The sequence below is a fragment of the Dolichospermum sp. LEGE 00240 genome, from assembly GCF_015207875.1.
GTDB classification, from domain to species: domain Bacteria; phylum Cyanobacteriota; class Cyanobacteriia; order Cyanobacteriales; family Nostocaceae; genus Dolichospermum; species Dolichospermum gracile.
Map to the genome: position 1 here is coordinate 1 of NZ_JADEVZ010000019.1, position 23,836 is coordinate 23,836.

Consider the following 23,836-nt stretch of genomic DNA (forward strand, 5'->3'; position numbering starts at 1 on the left):
ATTAATAATAAACTCAAATTAATCAAAAGACTTGGATATGGATTTCGCAACTTTAGTAATTTTAGATTACGTAGTTTATTAAACTGGCACTTTAGTATTAATTCTCCATAAAAGGGACGCAAGAGCCTGAAATATTTTATCAAAATGTTATCTATCCAGATAAATTAAGAATTGAATATCCTGGAGGTTATCATGATTTACACTACGATATTAATTATCTTCAAGTAATCACTGATTTAGTTAATTGGATGGATCAACATTTACCTGCTACGGTAGTTCCATTAGAATCAACTACCAGTAATGAATAATCAATATGAGAACCAGTGATTAAATTGTCAAACCCGTAGGGGCGGGGTTTCCCCGCCCTCGATTACTATTCCCTATTCCCTCTGAATTTCAATTAATCCGAAATAGATAAAAACCAATCAGTACCAAAATAAAAATCATAGTTGTAGAATAGACAATTACATCTTTCACTAAAAAAGAAATCCAATCTTTTCTCAACTCCTGTTTAAACTTGAGTTCTCGTAATTTACGCTCAAGTTCTATATCTTGTTGATCAGGTAATCTAGTGTAAGGAATAATTTGGATATCATCAATAACTTCCTCTGTCGTGTCTGGATTTTGCCAATTATCCAATCCATGATGAGATTCAGGAGAAATAATTGGTAAATTATTCAAATTGCCGTTTTTAATCTCTTTTCTAATGACCTTTTTCGCAACTTTGACGATTATATCTTCTAAGTTTTTATCCGCCATATCTGGTAAAGTTACATCTTTTGAACAGGGGGACTAAAAATATTGACTAAAACTTGGACAAGGTTGTTTCTTTGACGACGAGTAAGTTTACTAATTGCCATGCGATCGCCAACTAAAGGATTTTGCTTTAAAATATTATTACCTGGATAACTATCAACATATATAGTCTCATTCGCATCCAAATAATCAGCCAAAGTCAGTTTCCAATCCAGGCGATAAATTGGGGATCTACCCTTATTATAAATATGATAGCGAATTAGGCGACTAGCCAAAGTATTTGTAGCCACAATTGTTCCAGTTGTTTTACTAACATATTGGTTTTCTTGGGGAAAATCAGGAATTTGTTGATATACTTTTTGCCAGACATCGCTAGGAGTAAATATTTGCGCGGCTGCGGGTGCAATATGCAATAAATTAGTATTTCCTATTCCCAAAACAACTATGATCACCGTCATTAAAGTAATAATAAATGGTGAAAAAAATTGACCTCTTAAAAGTTTTTGCTGTTTCATTTGCATTATCCAAAATACCGCCAAACTTAGAAGTAGGGCAACTAGAATTCGCTTCTACACAGACAAAACCCACCTTTGTGGGTTAAACTTCTATGAGTCCACGAAGGTGGACTTTGCTTGTGTAGCCGCGAATTCTATTCGCCAGGATTTTTTAAATTACAATTCACCGATAATTTCTGGCTGATTTAATTCATCAGACATTTCAATAATTGCTCTGAGTACAGGCTTCATGATAGAATCCTCATTATTTTCAAAATCTTCATAACGTCGCCGTTTAGCACGATTTGCCACCTGTACAGTAATGCGATAGCGGTTTGACGCAGCACTAATTAATTCTTCTGCACGGTGCATGATTTGAGACTGAGTTGTCTCGAATTTGGAACGCTTAAGCATAATTGATGACTCTGGAGATTCTATCCTAGTTTACTCGGATTTTTCAAATTTAGACATGGAAACGGCAACGATCCTTGAGAAATTTGCCTAACTAGGATAATGAGACTGAGAATTTGCCGGAATTGTTGGATTTTTTGGTTAAAAATTTGGTTCTCTAGATAGAGATTTTCCATCTTTTCCTTAGCTAAATAAATATTATCTGGTAATGTATGTAAAGCCGCATAACTAGCACATTCATATTGATTAAATATATCCGTTATCAATGCTAGAGTATTTTTGGCTTTTCGTAATTGTTGAGCTAAATAAAAGAGCATAATAGAAATAAAGATGTTAATCAGGACAACGATAGTTACCATACTTTATATTGTTTGCCACTGATTTAATCGCAATCGTAGCCTTATTATATCAGCATTGTCAGTTTTTAGCCTTTTATCTATTTGCATGAAAAAATTAGGCGTTACTGATAGCCTGCGTGGCGATCGCCATATGGAAAGATGAAATTGGTAAATTTAACCTTTGCAACCTTAATTCTTTGCGCCTTTGCGCCTTGGCGTGAGACATATTCATATATTTTAGGACTTACGCACGCTCACTAACTTACCATCATATGAATGAACGAAGTTGCGTCGTTTTTGGCTTTGGGAATAACTTATTGAGTAGGGTGCGTCAGATAGAGGAAATCTGTTTTTTACCAAATTATTGGGTCTGACGCACCCTACAAGAGATAAAATCCACATTACATATTTAGAAAACTTTGTCAATGCGTAAGCCCTACATTTAATCAGCAATACCAAAAATCAAATTAGGATTACTATAGAATTTTATATATCCTCCTTTTCTAGTTTCTGTCATGACCGCAAACACAAAAGCAATAGTTGTATTTGATATAGATGGGGTAATTCGTGACGTTAGCGGTTCATATCGTCGCGCAATATCCGATACAGTCGAACATTTTACCTCCCAAGCCTATCGTCCCACACCAACAGACATTGACAACCTCAAATCAGAAGGAATTTGGAATAACGATTGGGAAGCCTCCCAAGAATTAATTTACCGCCATTTTGTCAGTCAAGGACAACAGCGAGAACAACTCCAATTAGATTATGAAGATATTATCACTTATTTTCAAAGTCGTTATCGCGGTACAGACTCCGAAAATTGGAACGGCTACATTTGTCATGAACCTTTATTAGCACAGCCTAGTTATTTTCAAGAACTCACGCAATCTGGTATTGCTTGGGGGTTTTTTAGTGGTGCTACTCGCTTGAGTGCTAACTACGTTTTAGAAAAACGCTTAGGTTTACAATCTCCCATCCTAATTGCTATGGAAGACGCACCCGGTAAACCAGATCCTACCGGACTTTTTGCGACTATTAACATCTTAGAAAATGGTAATAATCAAAAACAAACAGTTGTCTATGTAGGTGATACTGTAGCAGATATGCACACTGTAGAAAAAGCCAAAGCCATAGATAATTCTCGGATTTGGTTAGGTGTTGGAGTATTACCTCCCCACGTTCAGGAAACAACAGCAGTTAGTGAAGCTTATACACAAAAACTGATGCAAGCTGGAGCAAAAATAGTGTTTAAAAATGTGCAAGAATTAACAATGAAAACGATTTCTCAATTAGAATCGTGAACTCATCCCCGCCGATTCTTCTGAATTATCTAGAACAATAGAAAATTTATCAAAATGTCTAATTTAAAACTAGTAAATGGCAAATTGGGGAAGTTTTTCCAAAAGTACCAACAACAGGCTCTCAACCGTATTATTAAGATATAATGATTTAAAATCATCCCCTACTGAAAAACTTGAACTTCAAACTATGAAAATAAAAGTCATTATTCACAAAGAAGAAACTCAAATTCTTCTTTTTGGTTATTTATATTTTTCGGAGTGCTGACAGCACAAGTCAGTATGAAAAATATTAAAACATTTTTGAGCTTTTTAGGCGATCGCCTGGGAGATAAACCCATCGAACTGACTGTCAAAGTCGGTGATAAAGAAGTCAGTATCAAAGCCAAAAGCCGCCAAGAACTGCTAGAAAGCGAAAAAATAGCCAAAGACCTATTAGCCGCAATGGGTGGTAACAATGGCTAAAAAAATAGCGCTGCTGATTGGAGTCAGTGAGTATGGTGCAGGTATCCCACCCCTATTATCTGCACTCAATGATGTCGAGGCTATGGAACGAGTTTTGCAAAATCCTAACTTGGGAAACTTTGCACAGGTGGAACGGCTGCTGAATCCTGATACAGTAGCTATGAGAATAGCAATTCAAAAGCTATTTAGGAATGCAAGTAAAGAGGATTTATTATTATTCTTTTTTTCTGGACATGGAATTACTAATGATGATAATCATCTCTATTTAGCAACTCGCAACACAGCAAAAGATGACTTTGAAGCCACTGCTGTAGATGCAAATTTTATTCAAACACAATCAAAAAATTGTTATTCTAAACGCCAAGTTTTAATTTTAGATGCTTGTTACAGTGGTGCTTTTGCTAGTGGTTGGCACACAAAAAGTATTGGAGTAGATATCAAAAAGCAATAGCTATATTTGAGCCATTTCGTAACCCAGCATCAACAGAAGAAATTTGTGATTGTCTGTTAAAATCATTAGAAGTCAGAAGTGCATTACGAAGAGCAGCCAAACGCGAACAAACCACCAACATAAAAATTGAGATCCCTAAATTGTGGATTCTCACCCCCACCGCATCAAAGAACATCATATCAGGATTTAGCGAGACAACAAAACCAGATTCCTTACCCGGAATATACTATTTAGCAAAATCATTACACGCCGCAATTGTTGTTATTCATCAATTACCCCAAACTCAAGAAACACTATGGTTAAGACTTTTAGGTAGAGGTACAGTCCAAAAACGAGCAATTGATGAATTAGCTGCGTTACCATTAAATCAACCTTACGTCAAAATCACCTTAGAACTACTCTACAACCTCCAGAAAAACTTAAAAATCAATCAAAGTTCACAAACAGAAGATCAGGAGTTGATTATGCGATTAGCACCACTTTACCAACAAGACAGAGAACTTGCTAAACAAGAGGGAGAACAACGTCTAATTATCCGTCTCTTAAATCGCCGAGTTGGGGAAATTGATTCATTATTAATTCAAAAAGTCCAAGAGTTAACTGTGGAGAAACTAGAAGAATTAGGAGAAGCTTTATTAGATTTCACATCAGTTACAGACTTAGAAACTTGGCTGGAACATTGCTAAATCATGGGACGAACTTCGCTGAAATTAATTCTAAAAACTCTTACCTTTGCGTCTTTGCGCCTTTGCGTGAGAAAAAAATATATCTAGATTATGCCACAATAGCGAAACTAGATAAAAGCATTAGGAGTTTTAATTGTGGAGTCCCCCCAAAAACCGTCATACCAACCAGCCACGATTGAGGAAAAATGGCAAAAAACATGGTCAGAACTTGGCTTAGATAAAACACCTCAAGATCAAAATAAGCCAAAATTCTACGCGCTTTCCATGTTCCCTTACCCATCCGGTAGCTTGCACATGGGTCATGTACGAAATTATACAATTACAGATGTGATTGCCCGCCTCAAACGGATGCAAGGGTATCGGGTATTACATCCAATGGGTTGGGATGCTTTCGGACTACCCGCAGAAAACGCCGCCATTGATAGAGGTGTACCTCCTGCCAAATGGACTTATCAAAATATAGCCCAAATGCGGCAACAATTACAACGTCTGGGTTTATCCTTAGATTGGGAAACTGAACTTGCTACCTGTTCCCCCGATTATTACAAATGGACGCAATGGATATTTCTGCAATTTTTACAAGCAGGTTTAGCTTACCAAAGAGAAGCCGCAGTTAATTGGGACCCCATTGACCAAACTGTATTAGCAAACGAACAAGTTGATAATGAAGGACGTTCTTGGCGCAGTGGGGCAATTGTAGAACGTAAATTACTACGTCAATGGTTTTTCAAGATTACCGACTACGCCGAAGAATTATTAAATGACTTAGATAAACTCACAGGTTGGCCAGAACGAGTTAAATTAATGCAAGCCAACTGGATAGGAAAATCCACAGGTGCTTATTTAGAATTTCCTATTGTCGGCTTAGATGAAAAAATCGGCGTTTATACTACCCGTCCCGACACTGTTTATGGTGTGAGTTACGTCGTTTTAGCCCCAGAACACCCCTTAACTCAGGTTGTTACCACATCAGACCAAAAAGCAGCAGTAGCAGCCTTTATCAAGGAAGTCAGCAACCAAAGCGAGCTAGAACGCACTGCGGAAGACAAACCCAAACGCGGTATTCCTACAGGTGGTCAAGTTATTAACCCCTTCACTGGGGAAGAAGTACCGATTTGGATTGCAGATTATGTTCTTTATGAATATGGTACAGGTGCGGTAATGGGTGTACCAGCACATGATGTCCGAGATTTCAAATTTGCCAAAGAACAAAATTTAGCTATTAAAGTTGTAATTGTTCCAGAAATTGGTGCAGAGGAAACTTTAAAATCAGCATATACAGAAGCGGGAATTTTAGTTAATTCTGGTGACTTTAATGGCATGAATTCTGTAGATGCGAAAAAAGCCATTATCGAATTTGCAGAAAAACAGAACTTCGGTAAATTAAGAGTACAATATCGCCTCAGAGATTGGTTAATTTCTCGACAACGTTATTGGGGCGCACCTATCCCTGTGATTCACTGTCCTGAATGTGGAATTGTGCCTGTCCCCGACAAAGATTTACCTGTACAATTACCGGAAGATATTGAATTAAGTGGTCGTGGTGGTTCACCTTTAGCACAATTAGAAAGTTGGGTAAATGTGCCTTGTCCAACTTGCGGTACTCCTGCGAAACGGGAAACCGATACAATGGATACTTTTATTGATTCTTCTTGGTATTTCTTGCGTTATCCAGATGCTCAAAATGCAGAAAAGATTTTTGATTCTGGTAAAGTAAATGATTGGATGCCTGTAGATCAATATGTGGGAGGAATTGAACACGCAATTTTACATCTATTGTATTCGCGTTTCTTCACTAAGGTATTGAGAGATAGAGGTTTATTTAACTTTGATGAACCATTTCAAAAGTTATTAACTCAGGGAATGGTGCAAGGTTTAACTTACATGAACCCGAATAAAGGTGGTAAGGATAAATGGATTCCTTCAAATTTAGTTGATGCTAATAATCCTGTAGATCCCCAAACTGGAGAACCTTTACAACGTCTCTATGCTACCATGTCCAAATCCAAAGGCAATGGGGTTGCGCCGGAAGATGTGATTAATAAATATGGCATTGATACGGCGCGGATGTTCATTTTATTTAAAGCACCTCCTGAGAAAGATTTGGAATGGGATGAGGCTGATGTTGAGGGACAATTCCGCTTTTTAAATCGCGTTTGGCGGTTGGTGACTGATTATGTAGTACAAACAGAACAAGTTACAACTAACAACGGACAACTGACAAAATCCGAAAAAGATTTGCGTCGCTTCATTCATATTGCCATTCAAGCAATTACGGAAGATGTGGTAGATGAATATCAATTCAATACCGCAATTTCGGAATTAATGAAGTTAAATAATGCCTTGACTGATGCTGATTGTCATAATTCCCCGATTTACGCGGAAGGGATGCAAACTTTAGTGATTATGTTAGCGCCTTTTGCCCCCCATATTGCTGATGAATTATGGCAATTATTGGGGAATAAGGGGACGGTGCATACTCAAACTTGGCCAAGTTTTGATCCTACGGCTTTGATAGCTGATGAAATTACTTTGGTGATTCAAATTATGGGTAAAACTCGCGGTGCTATTCAAGTTCCTGCAAAATCTGATAAGGCGGAATTGGAAAAATATGCGCGGGAGTCGGAGGTTGGACAACGTTATCTTGAAGGTAAGGAAGTTAAAAAGGCGATCGTTGTTCCTGGTAAGTTGGTGAATTTCGTTTTGGGTTAGTTTTTGTTTCTCGCAGAGACGCAGAGGCGCGGAGAGTTTGTAGGGTGGGTTACACTACACAATTAGTTAACCCACCTATTTATTATACACTTGATATAATTGGATAATAACAATTACCCATTGCTAACGGTAAATAACATGGATACTGAAAAACTGAAAACACAAATTGAAGAACAGAGAAATTTATTACACACTGATAGACTTGATGTATCTTTCGGAGAAATAATGCGTATGTATGAAGATAAAGAAATTGTTATTAAACCTGCATTTCAAAGATACTTTCGTTGGGATGAAGAACAGAGAACACGGTTTATTGAGTCTATACTTTTAGGTATTCCCATTCCTCCCATATTTGTAGCTGAAGATGGGGATGGAGTATGGGAATTAGTTGATGGTCTCCAAAGAATTTCTACTGTACTTTCGTTTTTTGGAGTTTTGAAAAGTGAAGATGAAGGTATTAGGAATAAAAATAATTGGGAGTTGATGAAAGGTGAACGAGTAGAATCTTTAGAAGGATTCACTTATGAAACAATACCAAATCAGTTTCGACTAAACATAAAAAGATCAACTTGCAGAGTTGAAATTCTGAGATGGAATAGTAATTATGATATGCGATTTGAACTCTTTAATAGACTGAATACCGGTGGTTCTCCGTTGACTACTCAGGAGATTAGAAATTGTATTTACAGGGATATTTCACCTAAGTTTAATGATTTTCTCAAAAAGCTTGCAGCTAATCAAGATTTTCGGAAATTAATTGATTTGAGCAATGAGCAGTATGAGGAATTGTATGATGAAGAATTGGCTTTGAGATTTATTTCTCTTTACAAAAATCTCAAAGAAGTCCGCACCAGTATTTCACAACACATGACTAAGTTCATGAAAGATGCTTTAGAAAAAGAAAATTTTGATTATGAAGGTTATGAAAGAATATTTACTCAAGTATTTGCATTGCTGCAACCTTTAGGAAGAGAAATTTTTCGTCAGAAAGATGGAAATTTTGCCACTGCTCTTTATGATGTGATTACGATTGGTGTAGGTGAAAATTATGATTATTACAAATCTCAAGATTTAGAAGTAATACGGAATAAACTTAAAGAAGTTGATAAAGACTCTGTTTTAATCAAGTTTTCCAGAAGAGGAGGAAATAATCAAAAAGACAGAATTATCAATCGTCTGACAGAAGCAAAGAGAATATTTGGAAACATCAATGAATAATGACTAATCAGATCACTCTTTTAGAACAACAAATAATGTCAGACATTGAGGAAAGAAGAGAATTAATGTCACGGTTAAGATTGCTGTATGTCAGATATGGATTTTCGCCAAGAGATGAAGAATTATTTCTTTACCATTCAATCCCAATAATTTATTCTATTTGGGAAGGTTTTATTCAAACTGCTTTTAAAATATATATTCAAGAGTTAAATAAATTAGAACTTACTATTGATCAAGTGTGTGACTCAATAACCATATATCATATTGAATCTACATTTCCCCAATTTAAACAATATCCAGATGCAGAGAAATTTAAGAAAAAAGTAAGTTTCTTTAATAAGTTGAGGGTGTTTTATAAAACTAATCCACTGGAAATTAATCCAAATATAAATACAGAAAGCAATGTTGGTTTTAAGGTTTTAAATAGAATATTAACTGAGTTTAATTTGGAGAAAATTCCAGAATATCCAGAACCTAGATATTCATTAGAAGAGGAACTCGATAAATTCCTCCTCAAAATTAGAAATACAGTTGCTCATGGACAACAAAGTTCTATAGTAGTAAAGAGAGAAGATTTAGAGAGAGCAATTAAACTGGTTGATAAACTGATGGATTTAGTGTTTGATAGAATTAAAACTGGGTTTATCAATAGGTCATATCTTAAATAGTTTTTAAGTTGAGTTAAATGAAATGCAACCCAATACATTTATTATTGTTGGTTAATGTTGGGTTTCCTTGCGTCAAACCAACCTACAACATGGAATAAGAGTGAATGAACCACGAAGGGACGAAGAACACGAAGGAAGAAAAGAAGAAGATAAGTAATATTTCGCTGGGAAGAGAGTATAATGGGTGTGGTATACTTGTAAAGTTAAAACACTATAATTTATGCACATACAAAGAATCCAAGTACCTGATTTTCGGGCTTTAAAAAATGTAGATATTACTTTTGAGAAGGAATTTACTCCGCGTATTTTTCCCTTTGGGAGTCAAAATGGTGGTGGTAAAAGTACATTATTACAATTGATTTTTGTGCTGTTACATTGTGCTGGTAATCCTGATAGAGTGGAGTTTATACAAAATTTACTATATGGTTTTCATGTTAATGATGAATCTGGTAAAAGAAAATTAGCTATCATTGATATTTGGGATGGTAATAAAACTGTAACACTTGATTTTTTTATTTGTAGTGAATCTTATATTGTTAATTTGTTAAATCAAGATGATCTACATAGTGAATCTTATATTGTTAATTCGTTAAATCAAGATGACGAACAAGTTAAATTAACTAGTTTTTATGAAGAAAAATTAGAAAAATATATTAGTTTATTCTTTATTTATAATTTTCAGTCCGCTGAAAATTTTATAGAGAGATTAGTTTGTCAAGTAGATGGAATAGATGATATACATGATGTAAGTAAGTTTGTAATTGAATTATCAAATAAAATATTTCTAACTGCTCATATTTCACAAATATTTTTATTTCTACAACCAGATAACAGAAAGTCACTATTTAAAACTCAAGCAAACAATCAAACTAACTATTATCAACAAATTAAAACAGCTAATTCTAAATTACCTGGATTTTTTACCTATGATTTCCTAGCAATAGATATTCTGATTGAAGCCTTTAAAAAAGCACGAAATGATGATTTTGCACAAGCTGTAAAACAAAGAGGAAATTATGGTAATAATTATGTAAAACTATTAGATGAACTTAACAATCTTTTGAGTAACAAGAAAATTAATGTAGAACCAGATTTGTCTGGAATTAATTTTAAAATTGATGGTGATGAAACAGAACTTTATCCAGAAGATTTAAGTCATGGAGAATTAAAAAGATTATGTATATATATGTGGCTAAAACATAATAAAATAGAAGATGCTATTGTATTAATGGATGAATTGGAAATATCATTTCACCCAGATTGGCAATATCAAATAGTTAGAGATTTAGAAGAATGGGGTGCGACTAATCAATATATTCTTGCAACTCATTCCTATGAATTATGTAATGCAGTTACACCTGCTCATGTGAAGGAATTAGATCCAAAATTACAAGCAAGAACAATTCAATAATCAACCTAATCAAAAATATGAGTCTTAATGAGCAGGAACTAAAAGAACATTGTTTAAAGATTATTCGAGATAGCAGAATTAAAAATAAAATTGTCATTCTCTGTGAAGGTCTTATTCCCCCAAAAGTAGAAGGTAGACGCTCACCTCAATTATATAAGCAAATGGAACAAATGCCAGATGCTAACTTTTATAATGCTTGTGTACCAACATGGTGGAAGGAATATAGACCAATTTTTTTTAATTGTGGAGATAGAAATGATGTTTTAAATACATTCTTTAGAATTTTAGATTTACATAATGCTGATAGCAGCCAATCATTTTTAAATCCTGATAAACTTTTTGCGATTGTAGATTTAGATATTCAATTTGCAGATATAAAAGAAGATTACGAGTTTAAAAATACGGATGATATTTTCTATAGCATTTATAATGAAACAAAGATTAATGAAACGCTTCTAAACCATCATCGTATATGGGTTACTGGTTTAATTCATAAGGAAGCTTACTTTTTAAAACCTGATATTCAGGAAGTTTTTGATAACCAATATATTATTCCTCCTTTATATAAAGAAATTCCTGTTAATTTAGAAAATATTTATTTAGATATGGTTAATGATATGACTAATGATGCTGATTTACAAATTCATTGGGAAAGAGTAATTAAGAGAATCAGCCACCTTTCTAATTTTGATGATATGGAAATAGATAAATTTCAATATTCTTGGCAAGAAGAGTATGCAAATAATCAAGATTTACATTATAAAACTCAGTTAATAAATGCTGTACTAATGCTTGTCAAATCTAAAGAATATTGGCGGCAAATTTTACCTGATGATAATTGGACTCATTCACCTTATAAATTTAGAGAACAATTATCTCTAGAAATTGGTAAGTTTTATTCAAAACAAGATTGTATTGTTGAAAATCATATTCCTTTTTTCTTTAAGACGCTATACAAATTAATTGAAGAATAAATAATTTTGTAGATTAGGTTAAATGAAATGCAAACCAGAAAAGAAAATCTTGCTACTTCTGATCAAATAACAACACAAGAAGCGACTAAAATTCTCAATGTTTCCCATCCTTATTTGATTCAATTATTAGACTCTGGTGAAATCTCTTATCATAAAGTGGGAAATCATCGCCGAATATTCTATCAAGATTTGATAGGGTATAAAAATATAATTGATGCTAAACGTAGAGAAACTTTAGCAGAATTGGCAAATCAAGCTCAAGAATTAAATATGGGATATTAAATGCAAGCAAGTAATTTGTAGATTAGGTTAAATGAAATGCAACCCGACTTATGTATTATTATTGATTGATGTTGGGTTTCCTTGGGTTAAACCAACCTACAGATTCTATATTTTTTTGTCAGAATAATTCATTAGTAGGCGATCGCTTTCTACTTTTGCTCCATTTCTTAACCATTCAATTGGTTGTTCTTCATCTACTTTATCTGGATTTACCCATACAATATCCTTGAGTTCATCAATTTTTACAGATGCTTCACTAAAAAATTTTCTAGCAGTATTATCATCCAATGATATAACAATTTTATCTGTTGCTAGTGCTGCTTCTATTAAACATAAATCTTTTGTCATTTCCGCAATTCTTTTATTACCAACATTAGCAGCAATACTTTCTATTTCAGTCCATAAACTATCATTTATTGATATTTCCAGATAGTTCCATTTTTTCTTTGCTACCATTTGTCGTCGCCAAGTTAGGGCAAATTTTGATTGATGTTTATCCCATTCTGATTTTATAGCTGGTGTCATCACAATTTGATGACAAATATCTAAAACTGCTAATAAAAATTCACGACAATGAACCGACTGGGGATAAGTAGCATTTTTATCACCAGCAGAACGAGCTACAGAAGCATCAATTACCAAACGTTGAGAATTTACTTTAGCCACCATGTACACCCTGCATTAAACGAGCTTCCGCAGCACTTAAATAACGGTTTTCTAATTGTAGAGATAAATCACCAAAATCTTCTGGCCAATCTCCAAAAGCGCCTGTTTCATCTAAATCAGCACTATTGACATTTGTTATACCATTTTCTTGCCGCGTAAACCAGTGCAGTTTTACTATATCTGGTGATAAATTACCTTCGGCAACTAAAGATTGAATTGCTAGAATTAATTTATCGCTATGAGTTTCTACAACTACTTTAACACCTCTTTTTGCTGCATTAGATAATATTTCTGCCATAGCAATTTGAGCGCGAGGATGAAGGTGAATTTCTGGTTGTTCAATATATACTAATTGTCCTGGTTTTGCTACTAATAAAGCAACTAAAACAGGTAAGGTTTGGGAAACACCAAATCCAACATCAGCAATATTCACCATATCATCTTTAGACTTAGAAGGTGTTGGCAGACGACCTACTCTTAATTCTACTTGTGTATCATTAACTTGTCTTGCTTGTACTTTACAAGTTAATCCTAGTGTTTCTAATGCAGCACATAATTCTTTAATAGTTTTGTTATTTTTACCTTTTTGCCAATAATTGATCACACTAGCAACGTAATTTTCAAATGTACCTGGAAATTCATCACCTATAGCTGTAATTTTATAATTTCGTTCAGGATTTCCCCTTAATCCTGGTACATGAATTATTTGACGGATATAATTACCAAAAACTTCCCAAGGACTGGAATATAAGAAGTTAAAGAAGGGATTTTGAGAAATAATATATTTTTCACTTGCTGATAAGCAAAACTCTAAAAAACACCGATTTCTATCAACAACCCATACCATTTTATTTTTTAATGCTTCTGTATCTTGAATTGCATTATATATTTCTATATATGGCTTTGGTAAAACATTCATTACATCTCCTGGCAACATATCTGGTAAAAGGGAAAACTCTTGTTCATTTCCTTTATATATCATTTCAACAATTTCTATCGCTTCTTTTTTATGTGTTGTAAATACATTACTAATAATTTGATCATTCTCTATACCGATACCAACGGTAAACTTATTATTAGGTTTGATTCCAGATATTTTAGAGAATAATTGTGTGGCTGAAGTAAACTTAACATTGGGTCCATTAAGTAATAATGCACCAGGATCATAAGTTGCTTCTAGAGTTTGTTTCATCAACAATAAAGGTTGCATGATGCTAGATTTTCCCGAACTATTAGCACCTGCAAGAATTGTTAACGGGCGTACTTCAATACTGCATTCATCATAAAGTGACTTATAACCACTGACAGAAATTTTTGTAATTCCTTTGACATTTTTGTTTTGTTTGCCATTATTGGAATCAGATTGATTCATAATTCGACTTTCCCTAATTTCAGTTTATATTATAATAATACTCTGTGATTTCTGATAGGTTGCGTGGTGCAGCTATATTTACTTGTGTGGGTAATTAACAAAGTTTATTGCCTTGTTATATATCACTACTGGTAGATTTATTGTGGTAGTTTATAGCAAGTTTATCACAAAGAGAGAAAAATACACCAATTTACTACTATAATTCATAAATAACAGATATCCTTAATTAGCATTATGACTACAGTTGCTATTGTACCTACATCAAATGCCAATGGAGAAAAGTCTTATCGTAGCATTAGATTTATGACACTCAATATTTGTGAAAGAATTAATCAAACCATTGGAAAGCTATTTGTTTGCTCACCCGTAAATGAATTTGTACAAATATCTACTCCTTTTATTCTTCCTGATGGTAGTGTAATAGATTTATTTTTAAAAGAGAAAGAAGAATCCTACGTATTAACTGACTTAGGTGAAACCTTTGGTTGGCTTTATTTACAAACTGCTGCCTACAGCTTATTAAAAAACCAAGAAATAATTATTAAAGATATAGTTATTACTCATGGAGTTGAACAATTTAATGGGATGCTAATTACTCGTTTAAAAAAAGATGATAATTTAGCTGATGCAGTTCTTCGTTTATCTCAAGCAATAATTAGAGTTGCTGATACTAATACGAAACTCAAAGTACCAACTTTTGAGCCTATTACTGAAGAAGTAACAAAGTTTTTAAATAAGAAGAAGCTAAATGTTGAAAGAAACAAAAAAATTACAGGAATGTCTGGAACTGCTAGGAGTGTAGATTTTTGTGTACATCGTCCTCATGGTACTACTTTAATTAATACGCTTAGTACACCTGCTCTCCGAACGGCGAGGATGAGAGTAGATAAAGTTTTTACTACCTGGTCGGAGATTAGCTATTTAAAGGAAAGTAAATATAACTTTATTTCATTAATTGACGATAGTAAAAATTTGTGGAATGAAAATAATATCACTTTGTTAAATCGTGTATCTGATGTAGTGAAGTGGTCTAACAGGGATGATCTTCAAAAGTTTCTTGAATAAAAATAAAAGTCTTCCAGTCGGCTTCAGCCGACTTTTGCTATTAGACTGGGAATTAATTCCCAGGCTACCGAAATTTAGTTTTATCAAGTACCAAACCTCGCCGGGGAAAATTTTTATCATCATTGACTGGAATCTGCCAAATTTTAATTAAATTATCTTCACCACCACTAACTATAAACTTCCCGTCAGCACTAAAAGCAAGGGAGGTGACAGCATTACTATGTCCCGTCAATGTTAGTATTTCCTCTCCTGTAGCTACGTTCCAGAGTTTAATGGTGTGATAGATTTGTTCTTCAGAAATATTTCGTCCAGCGCTTGCTAAAATTTTACCATCGGGACTAAAAGCAATAGTATTCACACTATTATCTCCTACCATGAGAGTCCGAATTTCTTTGAGGGTTTGCAGATTCCACAATTTAATTGTGCGATACCTTCGGTCAGCGCTTACGCGATCGCGGCTGGAACTTGCTAAAATTTTATCGTTAGGACTAAAAGCCACAGCTATAACTGTTTGTGAACTGGTAGCTAAATTCAGAATTGGTGCTTCTTGATTAAGATTCCATAATTTAATCGTTTTATCAAAACTACCACTTGCTAAGGTAACACCATCAGGACTAATATCTACAGAACGCACCCAATATTTATGACCAATTAAAGTGCGAATTAATTGATTTGTTTGTAAGTTCCAAACTTTAATAGTTTTATCATCACTAGCACTAATTAAAGTTTTCCCATCACCACTAATAACTAAACTATGCACCGCATCTGTATGACCATTTAAAGTGTGAATTAATTGATTTGTTTGTAAGTTCCAAACTTTAATAGTTTTATCATCACTAGCACTAACTAAAGTTTTCCCATTAGGAGTGATAGCTACTGCATTGACATTTTGGGAATGTCCCTGAAGACTGGCAATTTCTTTACCTGTAATGACATCCCATGATTTAAGATTATGACATTGACTATTATTACTTTTCTCGCAATCACCACCACTGATAATTAGTTTACCATTTGAACTCATAACTACGGATAGAACTTTGCTTTTATGTCCAGAGAAAGTATTAACTAAAGATAATTTTTTTTCTGATATTGCCGAGATTGGTGGACTATTGCGAGGTTGACTCCAACTAAATGAGAAGTTGGTTTTTAATTTGCGAAATTCTCGATAACCCGATTCTGCTAATGCGAAAAAGACAATTATCCCCGATATGAAAATTAAATTTCTGACCCAAGTATATTTTGATGAATGTGATTGAGATTTTTTCCCAGGTGATTTTATGATTTTATGATTTGCTGCTGGTAGAATATGAGTATGCTTTTTCATCAAATCTCTAATTACTTCATCAGCCGATTGATAGCGACTAGCTATTTCTTTTTGGAGTAATTTATCTATGATTTCTGATAACTCTGAACTCAAAGGAAAGCCTAAATACTGCTGCCAATTTCCTACCCAAGCATAACCATATTCCATCCATAATTGAAAAGGAGAAATTCCTGTTAATAGATGAAAACAAGTAGCACCTAAACTAAATAAATCACTTGCGGGATAGGCTTTTCCATCTCTAATTTGTTCAATGGGAGAATAACCATGTGAACCGATAGAAGTACCATTTTTTCGCTGTACCTGTGCGGTTAATTGTTTGGAAGAACCAAAATCAATGAGTGTTAATCTCCCATCAGTTTTTCGGCGAATAATATTTTCTGGTTTAATATCACGATGAATTACTCCATGTTGATGCACAAATTTGATAATTGGTAATAAATCTAATAAAATAGATTGAATATCCCAATCTTTATAAATTCTTCGAGATTTCAATTCATTGAATAAATTTTGACCATCAATAAATTGTTGTACTAAATACAAACAATTGTCTTGCTGAAAATAAGCTATAAGTGTGGGAATTTGGGGATGTTCTCCTAATTCTTGCAGTCGTCTGGCTTCTTCTGAGAATAGTTGAGTTGCTTTTTTTTGTGACCAAGTACCTTGGAATTTTGGTGCTAGTTGTTTAACTACGCATAATTCATTTAATTTATCAATATCTTCGGATATATAAGTTCTGCCAAATCCTCCTTCGTCAGAAAGAACACGGAGAACACGAAACCGATTTCTCAAAAGTGGCACTAACGGAGTGTGACAAGTTTGACAAAGTTGATGATGATCGGGATTTTGAGGATTTGAACAATCGGGATTTAGACAGCAGATCATAATCTATATGGTGCATCTGCATGATAAAATATATAGATAAACCTAGATTTGACTACAGCAATTAGTAATTATATTTAACCTGGAACTTCACAAGCATGGAAGATATATTATTGCCAATTATTTTGATGATATCTCATGAGAAATAGAAAATAACGGCATTTTGCCATTATTATGATGATGTATATTTTGGTGGAAATTAAGTTTATATTTTAGGTAAAAACAATTATTTCTTTATTTGGGTTTTCTAATTAAGATGATTTATTAATCTGTATTTTGGGTTACAGATATGTAAAATTGTGATGAGAATTTACAAAGTTTTATATAGCTTCTCAATAAAAATGTCCAAAAAATAAACAAAACCTATTGCTTTGTCACAACGGTTTATAAAGCATATTTTATCTGATTACTGTTTCGGATATTGCGTTTAGAGGATATAGAATATATGATATGGATATCAAATATATATTCATTATGAAGACTATTACTGAGCAAAACCCTCCTTTAGAGTCAGTTATGGCTCAAGAACCGGAAAAATCATCTATCAAACATCTGGAAAGTATACTCCAGCTTGAAGGCTCTCAACCAAAATTAGTAGGAGTAGACGGTCAAGAAATTCCCATTCCCGAATCGGTTTATCAGATTTTACATCAAGCTGTTCATGCACTGGCATCGGGTAAAGTAATATCTGTAGTTATTCAGGATAGAGAACTAACAACACAAAAAGCCGCAGACATTCTCAAGGTTTCCCGTCCTTACCTGATTAAGTTATTAGACCAGGGTGAAATTCCTTGTATTAGGGTAGGAACACATCGCCGTGTCCGTTTTGATGATTTGATGAAATATAAAGAACAACGTGATACTAAGCGTAGGGAAGGAATTAAGCAATTTACTCAGTTTTTGGAAGCTGAAGGGTTCTATGATGATGAGAGTAGCGAATTAGATCAGTAAAATGGTACTCTCTGTAATTTTAGATTCCTGTGTCATCTACCCTATGCCTTTATGTGATACTTTGATGCGTGCTGCTGAGGCAGAATTATACGAACTTCATTTTTCACAAGAAATTCTGGATGGTGCTACTCGTAACCTGATAAAAAATGGAAGAATGAAAACTGATGCTCAAGCAGCATACTTTCAAGAACAAATCAAGACAAACTTTCCTGATGCGATGGTGGAAGTACCTTCACAGTTAATAGCAGCAATGACCAACAATCCCAGGGATCATCATGTTATTGCTGCTGCTATAGTTGCTAATGCAAAAGTCATCGTTACTGTTGATATGGATGGTTTTCCCACACAAGCTTTAGATCCTTGGGGTATTGAAGCTTGGCACGCGGATGATTTTCTGGTGTACCTTGATGAGCAAAATCCAGGAACAATGATTAAAATTATTTGGGAACAGTCTAATGAGCTTAAAGATCCAAAAAGTGTTCCTGAGATTATTGACAAGTTAGAAACAACTAATTTAAATAGAAAGAATAGAGTACCAAAATTTACTCGTACTATTCGCTGCCAATTCTATGGTGACGAAATTGTGCAAAGTGCCAAAAAAACATTAGATAAACTAGGTAAAGTAGCACCAGATGGTGGGCGGTACTATGAAGGTAAGCGATATAGCCTTTGGCAAAAAGGGGAAATTTTAACAATTACTGCTAAAGACAATCGTGGTGAGATTCTCAGATTTGAGAATGGGGAAATCGGAGGATATCTTTCATCAGCAGATGTTGAAGCATTCCAAATTTTTGAACAAAGTTTAAAGCAGCAATTAGAAGAAGCTAAAAGACAGAAAGATCAAACGACCTAACCTAAAGTTGACCACAAAATGTTACATCTAGTAACGTTGAATAGTGGAAAACTAACGTGAAAGCACAAGTATTTAGAGGCGTAAATCAATTATCCTACGAAGAAGTCCCAGTTCCTACCCTAGAAGCAGATGAGGTGCTGGTACAGGTGCGGGTTGTGGGTTTGTGTCAGTCAGATATTAAAAAGATTCGTTATCCTTTGTATGAACCGCCACGCATATTTGGACATGAAACGGCTGGAACTATTGCGGCTGTTGGTTCACAGGTTAAAGGATGGACTGTAGGACAACGGGTAGCGGTGATGCACCATATACCATGTATGCGTTGCGCTTACTGCTTGAATGATAATTTCTCGATGTGCGATGTTTATAAAAATATCTCGACTACGGCAGGTTTTAACGCCAGTGGTGGCGGTTTTGCGGAGTATGTGAAAGTTCCAGGACATATTGTGGAGAATGGTGGCTTAATTCCCATTCCTGATGATATCAGTTTTGAGGAGGCGAGTTTTGTTGAACCGACTAATTGCTGTTTAAAGGCTGTTAAAAAAGCTCAAATTGCACCGGGACAAACTGTATTAGTAACTGGGGCAGGTCCAATTGGGTTAATGTTTATGATGTTGGTGAAGCATTTTGGGGCAACAGCGATCGCTACCGACCTCTTACCATCTAGAATTGAAAAAGCTCTGGAAGTAGGTGCAGAAGCGGCTTTTGATGCCCGTGATCCTGATTTACCTGCCAAAATTCAAGCTTTAACTGGGGGAATGGGTGTAGATGTCACCTTGTTAGCTGTTCCCAGTGATAAAGCATTTTTTCAAGCTTTAGACTGTACTCGCAAGGGTGGAAAAATTCTCTTCTTTGCAGAGTTCCCAGACGAGTTAACCATCCCCATTAACCCCAATACTCTCTACCGTCGGGAAATAGACTTAATGGGCAGTTATAGCTCATCCTACCGTCTGCAAAGCCTTTCTGCGGACATTGTATTCAATCGCCGCATTGATGTGAAAGCCTTAATTAGCGATCGCTATCCCCTCCAAGATTTATCACAAGCCGTAGACCAAGCGATCGCTCCTACGGCAGAAACTTATAAAATTTTAATTTATCCGTAAATCAATTTAGGATTTGGGGATTAATCCTGTTAATCCTTAAATCCTGGAAATCCTGATTCTGACAACTACAAGATTTACCACAAGCCGTAGATCAAGCGATGTCTACGACGGGCTGCGCCTACGCCCCTACGGCAGAAACTTATAAAATTTTAATTTATCCGTAATGGAGCAGGGGAGAGGGGGAAAGAACTTATTAAGTTTTATATCATTTCTTAATTTTGTAGTTTATGCTACAGATTTTTATGTTCTCATCGAAAATGCAAGCAGCATAGAGGAAATGTAATCATCTATATTTTGAATTTTGTAGTTTACGTTACAGATTTTTGTGTTATGATTCGATTGCGGGAAATAGTAAGTTATTTCTTAGTAAATAAATATGGAGGAGGTAGCGTCATGTCTATTCAAGAAAAAGCTCGTCAATTGATGGTGCGTCAACATCAGCAAGCTAAAAACCGTCAGCAGTCCATGCTGATGCGTGCTGCACAAGAACTTGGTTTACATGAAGGAATGTCTCACTATTGGAATCCCATTCAAGGTAAAATGGATTCAGCTACCCAGACACTTTATGGACGTAGCCAAGCAACTATGAGTTAAGTGACAAAGAAAGCCACCCCAGAGGGTGGCTAAAGAATTGCTAGATTTAGCTTTAGTACCTGTTGCAATTAGCAATCGTAATATAGGAAGAATTCATAAGGATGTGGACGCAATTGCATTTGCTTAACTTCGTTAGCAACCTTATAATCAATCCAATTTTGGATAAAGTCTTCAGAGAAAACGCCACTTTCAGTCAAGAAAGCGTGATCATTTTCCAAAGCTTCCAAAGCTAACTCCAAAGAACCAGGAGTAGAAGGAATCTTAGACAATTCCTCTGGAGAAAGTTCATAGATATTCTTATCTAGGGGTTCACCAGGATGGATTTTGTTTTTGATACCATCAATACCAGCGCAAAGCATTGCCGCAAAAGCCAAGTAAGGATTAGAAGTAGCGTCTGGACAACGGAATTCTAAACGCTTGGCTTTGGGGTTATTTCCAGAAAGAGGAATCCGCACAGAAGCAGAACGATTACCTTGGGAATAAGCCAAGTTCACAGGTGCTTCATAACCAGGTACGAGGCGTTTGTAGGAGTTGGTGGTGGGGTTGGTGATTGCCAACAATGCTGGAGCGTGTTTAAGAATACCACCGATGTAGTAAAGTCCCATTTCGCTCATGCCAGCGTACTTGTCACCTGCAAATAGAGGCTGACCATTTTTCCAAATGGATTGGTGACAGTGCATACCAGAACCATTATCACCAAAAATGGGTTTGGGCATGAAGGTGACGGTTTTGCCGTATTTTCTAGCAACGTTTTTGATGACATACTTGTAAGTCATCAACCAGTCAGCAGCTTCGATTAACTTACCAAATCTAAAGCCAAGTTCGCACTGACCACCTGTCGCAACTTCATGGTGTTGTTTTTCGATGGGTACGCCACAATCTTTCATGATTAGCAGCATTTCTGTCCGCATATCTTGAAAGCTGTCAGTGGGAGGAACTGGGAAGTAACCTTCTTTAACGCGGGTTTTGTAACCCAGGTTAGGACCTTCTTCTCTCCCAGTATTCCAACGACCTTCTACGGAATCTACGTAGTAGTAACCAGAGTTGGTGGTTTGATCGTAGCGGACATCATCAAAGATGAAGAATTCAGCTTCAGGACCAAAGAAAGCAGTGTCACCAAGTCCTGTAGAAGCTAGGTAATCTATGGCTTTTTGGGCAATAACGCGGGGACAACGGTTATACCATTGGCCTGTGCGGGGTTCTTTAATACTACAAATAATACTTAGAGTTGGCTCTTTCATGAATGGGTCAATCCAAGCAGTATTGGGATCGAGTACCATTGTCATGTCAGATTCTTCGATACCTTTCCAACCCCGAATACTAGAACCATCGAAAGGCACGCCATCAGTGAATGAACTTTCATCAATCTGGTCTTGGTACATGGTCAAATGTTGCCAAGTTCCCAATGTATCAATGAATTTCAGATCAATCATCTGAATTTTCTCGTCTTGAATCTTCTTCAAGATTTCTTTTGCGGTTGTCATTTTTACTTTACTCCTGATGTAGCCAATTATCCAGTATAAACCTAAAGTCTGCTCAACCTCAAGCCGTTATCCTAACCCAAGTTGTCACACACTACCAGGAATATCCTAAATAGTTAACTTGACATGATTTTGTCATGTTTGTCACAGATTGCCTGGATTACAGGTTATGTTAACCTTTCTTTCTTAATCTGTCTCAAATCAGAAAATTCATGCTCAGGGGTCAACTTTGGCATAAAATCCTTAAATAGCAGATGGATAGTTTTGTGCCGGTAACTATTTTATGTGAGTTGGCACGGAATTTTGTGGGTGCTTTAGTAGCAACCAAATTAATATCAAACCATAAATAGCTAAATGATTGGGAGAAACAAGAATGCGTGATGCCGTTACAACTTTAATTAAGAATTATGACCTAACCGGACGTTATTTTGACCGGAATGCCATTGATAGTCTCAAATCATACTTTGATAGTGGAACAGCTAGAGTCCAAGCCGCAGCCGCAATTAATTCCAATGCAGCCGCGATTGTTAAACAAGCCGGTGCAAAGTTATTTGAAGAACTACCAGAATTAATTCGTCCTGGTGGTAATGCTTACACAACTCGTCGCTTTGCCGCTTGTTTACGGGATATGGACTATTACCTGCGCTATGCTACCTATGCACTAGTGGCTGGTAATATGAATGTTCTTGATGAGCGTGTATTGCAAGGACTTAGGGAAACTTACAATTCTTTGGGTGTACCCATTGGTTCAACTGTTCAAGGTATCCAAATTATGAAGGGTATCGTTAAGGAACAGGTGGCGGCTGCTGGTGTTGCTAATACTGCTTTTGTTGACGAGCCTTTTGACTATATCACTCGTGAATTGAGTGAGATTGATGTTTAATTCATAGACCTGGCGATTAGAAATCGCGGCTACACAAACAAAGTCCGCCTTCGCGGACTAAATAATGATCGCACTTTGACTCTTTTGGCAAGGTGCGTTTATTTTTTTTAATAATTGTCAGAATCAGGATTTACAGGATGTTTGTTTGAGTAATGTATTGTATATTACTGGATAGTAGATAAATTTGGTTGTTACATCTACCAATGCTGAGGAGAACATATACTAATGGTGTTTCAGAAAAGGTCTTGGCTGCTGATTCTATTATTGCTGGCATTGGTAGGTGCGATCGCTTTTCATATAGTCCAAATATCTAAAACTGAAAAATCATATCCCATGAGTATGTTGCAAAAGGGATATGAAACCAAGACTGAAAACTTATACCCCATCAATTTTAGCGGTAAGGGATATGGATATGTCAACCAGGCTGCACAGTTGGTTATTGAACCTCAGTTTGATAAAGTAGGAAAATTTTCTTAACGGGTGACAAGGCGGTTGAAG

The 23,836-nt window shown here is 35.5% G+C and carries 26 protein-coding genes; 18 read left to right on the top strand and 8 right to left on the bottom strand.

Features of this window, described 5'->3' with window-relative positions:
- The coding region (locus IQ226_RS08540) for a transposase (RefSeq protein WP_143336292.1) at positions 1-111 on the top strand (111 nt) is incomplete at its 5' end.
- Positions 112-396: 285 nt separating this feature from the next.
- Here IQ226_RS08540 and IQ226_RS08545 read toward each other — a convergent pair.
- The 4 genes from IQ226_RS08545 to IQ226_RS08560 form a co-directional block, all read right to left on the bottom strand.
- Positions 397-759, bottom strand: coding sequence for a hypothetical protein (locus IQ226_RS08545; RefSeq protein WP_193894516.1), 363 nt, complete (start codon positions 757-759; stop codon positions 397-399).
- A gap of 11 nt (positions 760-770) precedes the next feature.
- On the bottom strand, positions 771-1,271 hold the full coding sequence (locus tag IQ226_RS08550; RefSeq protein ID WP_193894518.1) for a hypothetical protein: 501 nt from the start codon (positions 1,269-1,271) through the stop codon (positions 771-773).
- 156 nt (positions 1,272-1,427) lie between these two features.
- Positions 1,428-1,664 carry a DNA-directed RNA polymerase subunit omega gene (locus IQ226_RS08555; protein ID WP_015079483.1) on the bottom strand — a complete coding sequence of 79 codons (237 nt, stop codon included), beginning with the start codon at positions 1,662-1,664 and terminating at the stop codon, positions 1,428-1,430.
- 20 nt (positions 1,665-1,684) lie between these two features.
- The gene (locus tag IQ226_RS08560; protein WP_193894520.1) at positions 1,685-2,020 is read right to left on the bottom strand and encodes a hypothetical protein; all 336 of its coding nucleotides are present in this window, start codon (positions 2,018-2,020) and stop codon (positions 1,685-1,687) included.
- Positions 2,021-2,514: 494 nt separating this feature from the next.
- On the opposite strand from IQ226_RS08560, the gene IQ226_RS08565 reads away from it, so the two are divergent.
- From IQ226_RS08565 to IQ226_RS08610, 10 genes are all read left to right on the top strand, one after another.
- Positions 2,515-3,303 (top strand): TIGR01548 family HAD-type hydrolase, encoded by a 789-nt coding sequence (locus tag IQ226_RS08565; protein ID WP_193894522.1) that lies wholly within the window; start codon positions 2,515-2,517, stop codon positions 3,301-3,303.
- A gap of 279 nt (positions 3,304-3,582) precedes the next feature.
- A complete protein-coding gene (locus IQ226_RS08570; RefSeq protein ID WP_228039324.1) occupies positions 3,583-3,765 on the top strand; it encodes a hypothetical protein in 183 nt (60 codons plus the stop codon).
- Complete coding sequence (locus tag IQ226_RS08575; protein WP_193894524.1) at positions 3,758-4,216, top strand: caspase family protein; 459 nt, start codon at positions 3,758-3,760, stop codon at positions 4,214-4,216. Before IQ226_RS08570 ends, IQ226_RS08575 begins: the two co-directional genes overlap by 8 nt.
- Positions 4,174-4,902, top strand: a complete 729-nt coding sequence (locus IQ226_RS08580) for a DUF4351 domain-containing protein (RefSeq protein WP_228039325.1) — start codon at positions 4,174-4,176, stop codon at positions 4,900-4,902. Before IQ226_RS08575 ends, IQ226_RS08580 begins: the two co-directional genes overlap by 43 nt.
- A 135-nt stretch (positions 4,903-5,037) precedes the next feature.
- Positions 5,038-7,614 (top strand): leucine--tRNA ligase, encoded by a 2,577-nt coding sequence (gene leuS / locus IQ226_RS08585; protein ID WP_193894526.1) that lies wholly within the window; start codon positions 5,038-5,040, stop codon positions 7,612-7,614.
- Between the two features lie 138 nt (positions 7,615-7,752).
- The gene (locus IQ226_RS08590; protein WP_193894528.1) at positions 7,753-8,832 is read left to right on the top strand and encodes a DUF262 domain-containing protein; all 1,080 of its coding nucleotides are present in this window, start codon (positions 7,753-7,755) and stop codon (positions 8,830-8,832) included.
- On the top strand, positions 8,832-9,500 hold the full coding sequence (locus tag IQ226_RS08595) for an MAE_28990/MAE_18760 family HEPN-like nuclease (RefSeq protein ID WP_193894530.1): 669 nt from the start codon (positions 8,832-8,834) through the stop codon (positions 9,498-9,500). The genes IQ226_RS08590 and IQ226_RS08595 overlap by 1 nt, the downstream gene beginning before the upstream one ends.
- A gap of 220 nt (positions 9,501-9,720) precedes the next feature.
- The gene (locus tag IQ226_RS08600) at positions 9,721-10,911 is read left to right on the top strand and encodes an AAA family ATPase (protein ID WP_193894532.1); all 1,191 of its coding nucleotides are present in this window, start codon (positions 9,721-9,723) and stop codon (positions 10,909-10,911) included.
- Positions 10,912-10,928: 17 nt separating this feature from the next.
- On the top strand, positions 10,929-11,885 hold the full coding sequence (locus IQ226_RS08605) for a hypothetical protein (protein WP_193894534.1): 957 nt from the start codon (positions 10,929-10,931) through the stop codon (positions 11,883-11,885).
- A gap of 27 nt (positions 11,886-11,912) precedes the next feature.
- On the top strand, positions 11,913-12,167 hold the full coding sequence (locus tag IQ226_RS08610) for an excisionase family DNA-binding protein (RefSeq protein WP_193894536.1): 255 nt from the start codon (positions 11,913-11,915) through the stop codon (positions 12,165-12,167).
- Between the two features lie 105 nt (positions 12,168-12,272).
- Here the strand turns inward: IQ226_RS08610 and IQ226_RS08615 are convergent, their stop codons facing one another.
- Positions 12,273-12,836: a hypothetical protein gene (locus IQ226_RS08615; protein WP_193894538.1), complete on the bottom strand. Its 564-nt coding sequence runs from the start codon at positions 12,834-12,836 to the stop codon at positions 12,273-12,275.
- Complete coding sequence (locus IQ226_RS08620; RefSeq protein WP_193894541.1) at positions 12,826-14,205, bottom strand: AAA family ATPase; 1,380 nt, start codon at positions 14,203-14,205, stop codon at positions 12,826-12,828. Before IQ226_RS08620 ends, IQ226_RS08615 begins: the two co-directional genes overlap by 11 nt.
- A gap of 234 nt (positions 14,206-14,439) precedes the next feature.
- Between IQ226_RS08620 and IQ226_RS08625 the strand changes: the two genes are divergently transcribed.
- Positions 14,440-15,270 (top strand): DUF1828 domain-containing protein, encoded by an 831-nt coding sequence (locus IQ226_RS08625; protein ID WP_193894543.1) that lies wholly within the window; start codon positions 14,440-14,442, stop codon positions 15,268-15,270.
- A 64-nt stretch (positions 15,271-15,334) separates the two neighbouring features.
- On the opposite strand, the gene IQ226_RS08630 is transcribed toward IQ226_RS08625, so the two are convergent.
- On the bottom strand, positions 15,335-17,476 hold the full coding sequence (locus IQ226_RS08630; protein ID WP_193894545.1) for a serine/threonine-protein kinase: 2,142 nt from the start codon (positions 17,474-17,476) through the stop codon (positions 15,335-15,337).
- 471 nt (positions 17,477-17,947) lie between these two features.
- On the opposite strand from IQ226_RS08630, the gene IQ226_RS08635 reads away from it, so the two are divergent.
- The 4 genes from IQ226_RS08635 to IQ226_RS08650 all read left to right on the top strand — a co-directional run bounded on the left by IQ226_RS08635 (position 17,948) and on the right by IQ226_RS08650 (position 20,974).
- Positions 17,948-18,424: a helix-turn-helix domain-containing protein gene (locus IQ226_RS08635; RefSeq protein WP_193894547.1), complete on the top strand. Its 477-nt coding sequence runs from the start codon at positions 17,948-17,950 to the stop codon at positions 18,422-18,424.
- A 1-nt stretch (position 18,425) separates the two neighbouring features.
- Positions 18,426-19,277 (top strand): PIN domain-containing protein, encoded by an 852-nt coding sequence (locus IQ226_RS08640; protein WP_193894549.1) that lies wholly within the window; start codon positions 18,426-18,428, stop codon positions 19,275-19,277.
- 56 nt (positions 19,278-19,333) lie between these two features.
- Complete coding sequence (locus tag IQ226_RS08645) at positions 19,334-20,380, top strand: zinc-dependent dehydrogenase (protein WP_193894552.1); 1,047 nt, start codon at positions 19,334-19,336, stop codon at positions 20,378-20,380.
- A gap of 393 nt (positions 20,381-20,773) precedes the next feature.
- Complete coding sequence (locus IQ226_RS08650) at positions 20,774-20,974, top strand: hypothetical protein (RefSeq protein WP_096669614.1); 201 nt, start codon at positions 20,774-20,776, stop codon at positions 20,972-20,974.
- A 68-nt stretch (positions 20,975-21,042) separates the two neighbouring features.
- Here IQ226_RS08650 and glnA read toward each other — a convergent pair whose 3' ends face one another.
- Positions 21,043-22,458 (bottom strand): type I glutamate--ammonia ligase, encoded by a 1,416-nt coding sequence (glnA, locus tag IQ226_RS08655; RefSeq protein ID WP_193894554.1) that lies wholly within the window; start codon positions 22,456-22,458, stop codon positions 21,043-21,045.
- 370 nt (positions 22,459-22,828) lie between these two features.
- On the opposite strand from glnA, the gene apcB reads away from it, so the two are divergent.
- Positions 22,829-23,338, top strand: a complete 510-nt coding sequence (apcB, locus tag IQ226_RS08660; RefSeq protein WP_193894555.1) for an allophycocyanin subunit beta — start codon at positions 22,829-22,831, stop codon at positions 23,336-23,338.
- 225 nt (positions 23,339-23,563) lie between these two features.
- Positions 23,564-23,815, top strand: a complete 252-nt coding sequence (locus tag IQ226_RS08665; protein WP_193894556.1) for a WG repeat-containing protein — start codon at positions 23,564-23,566, stop codon at positions 23,813-23,815.
- Positions 23,816-23,836: the final 21 nt, after the last annotated feature.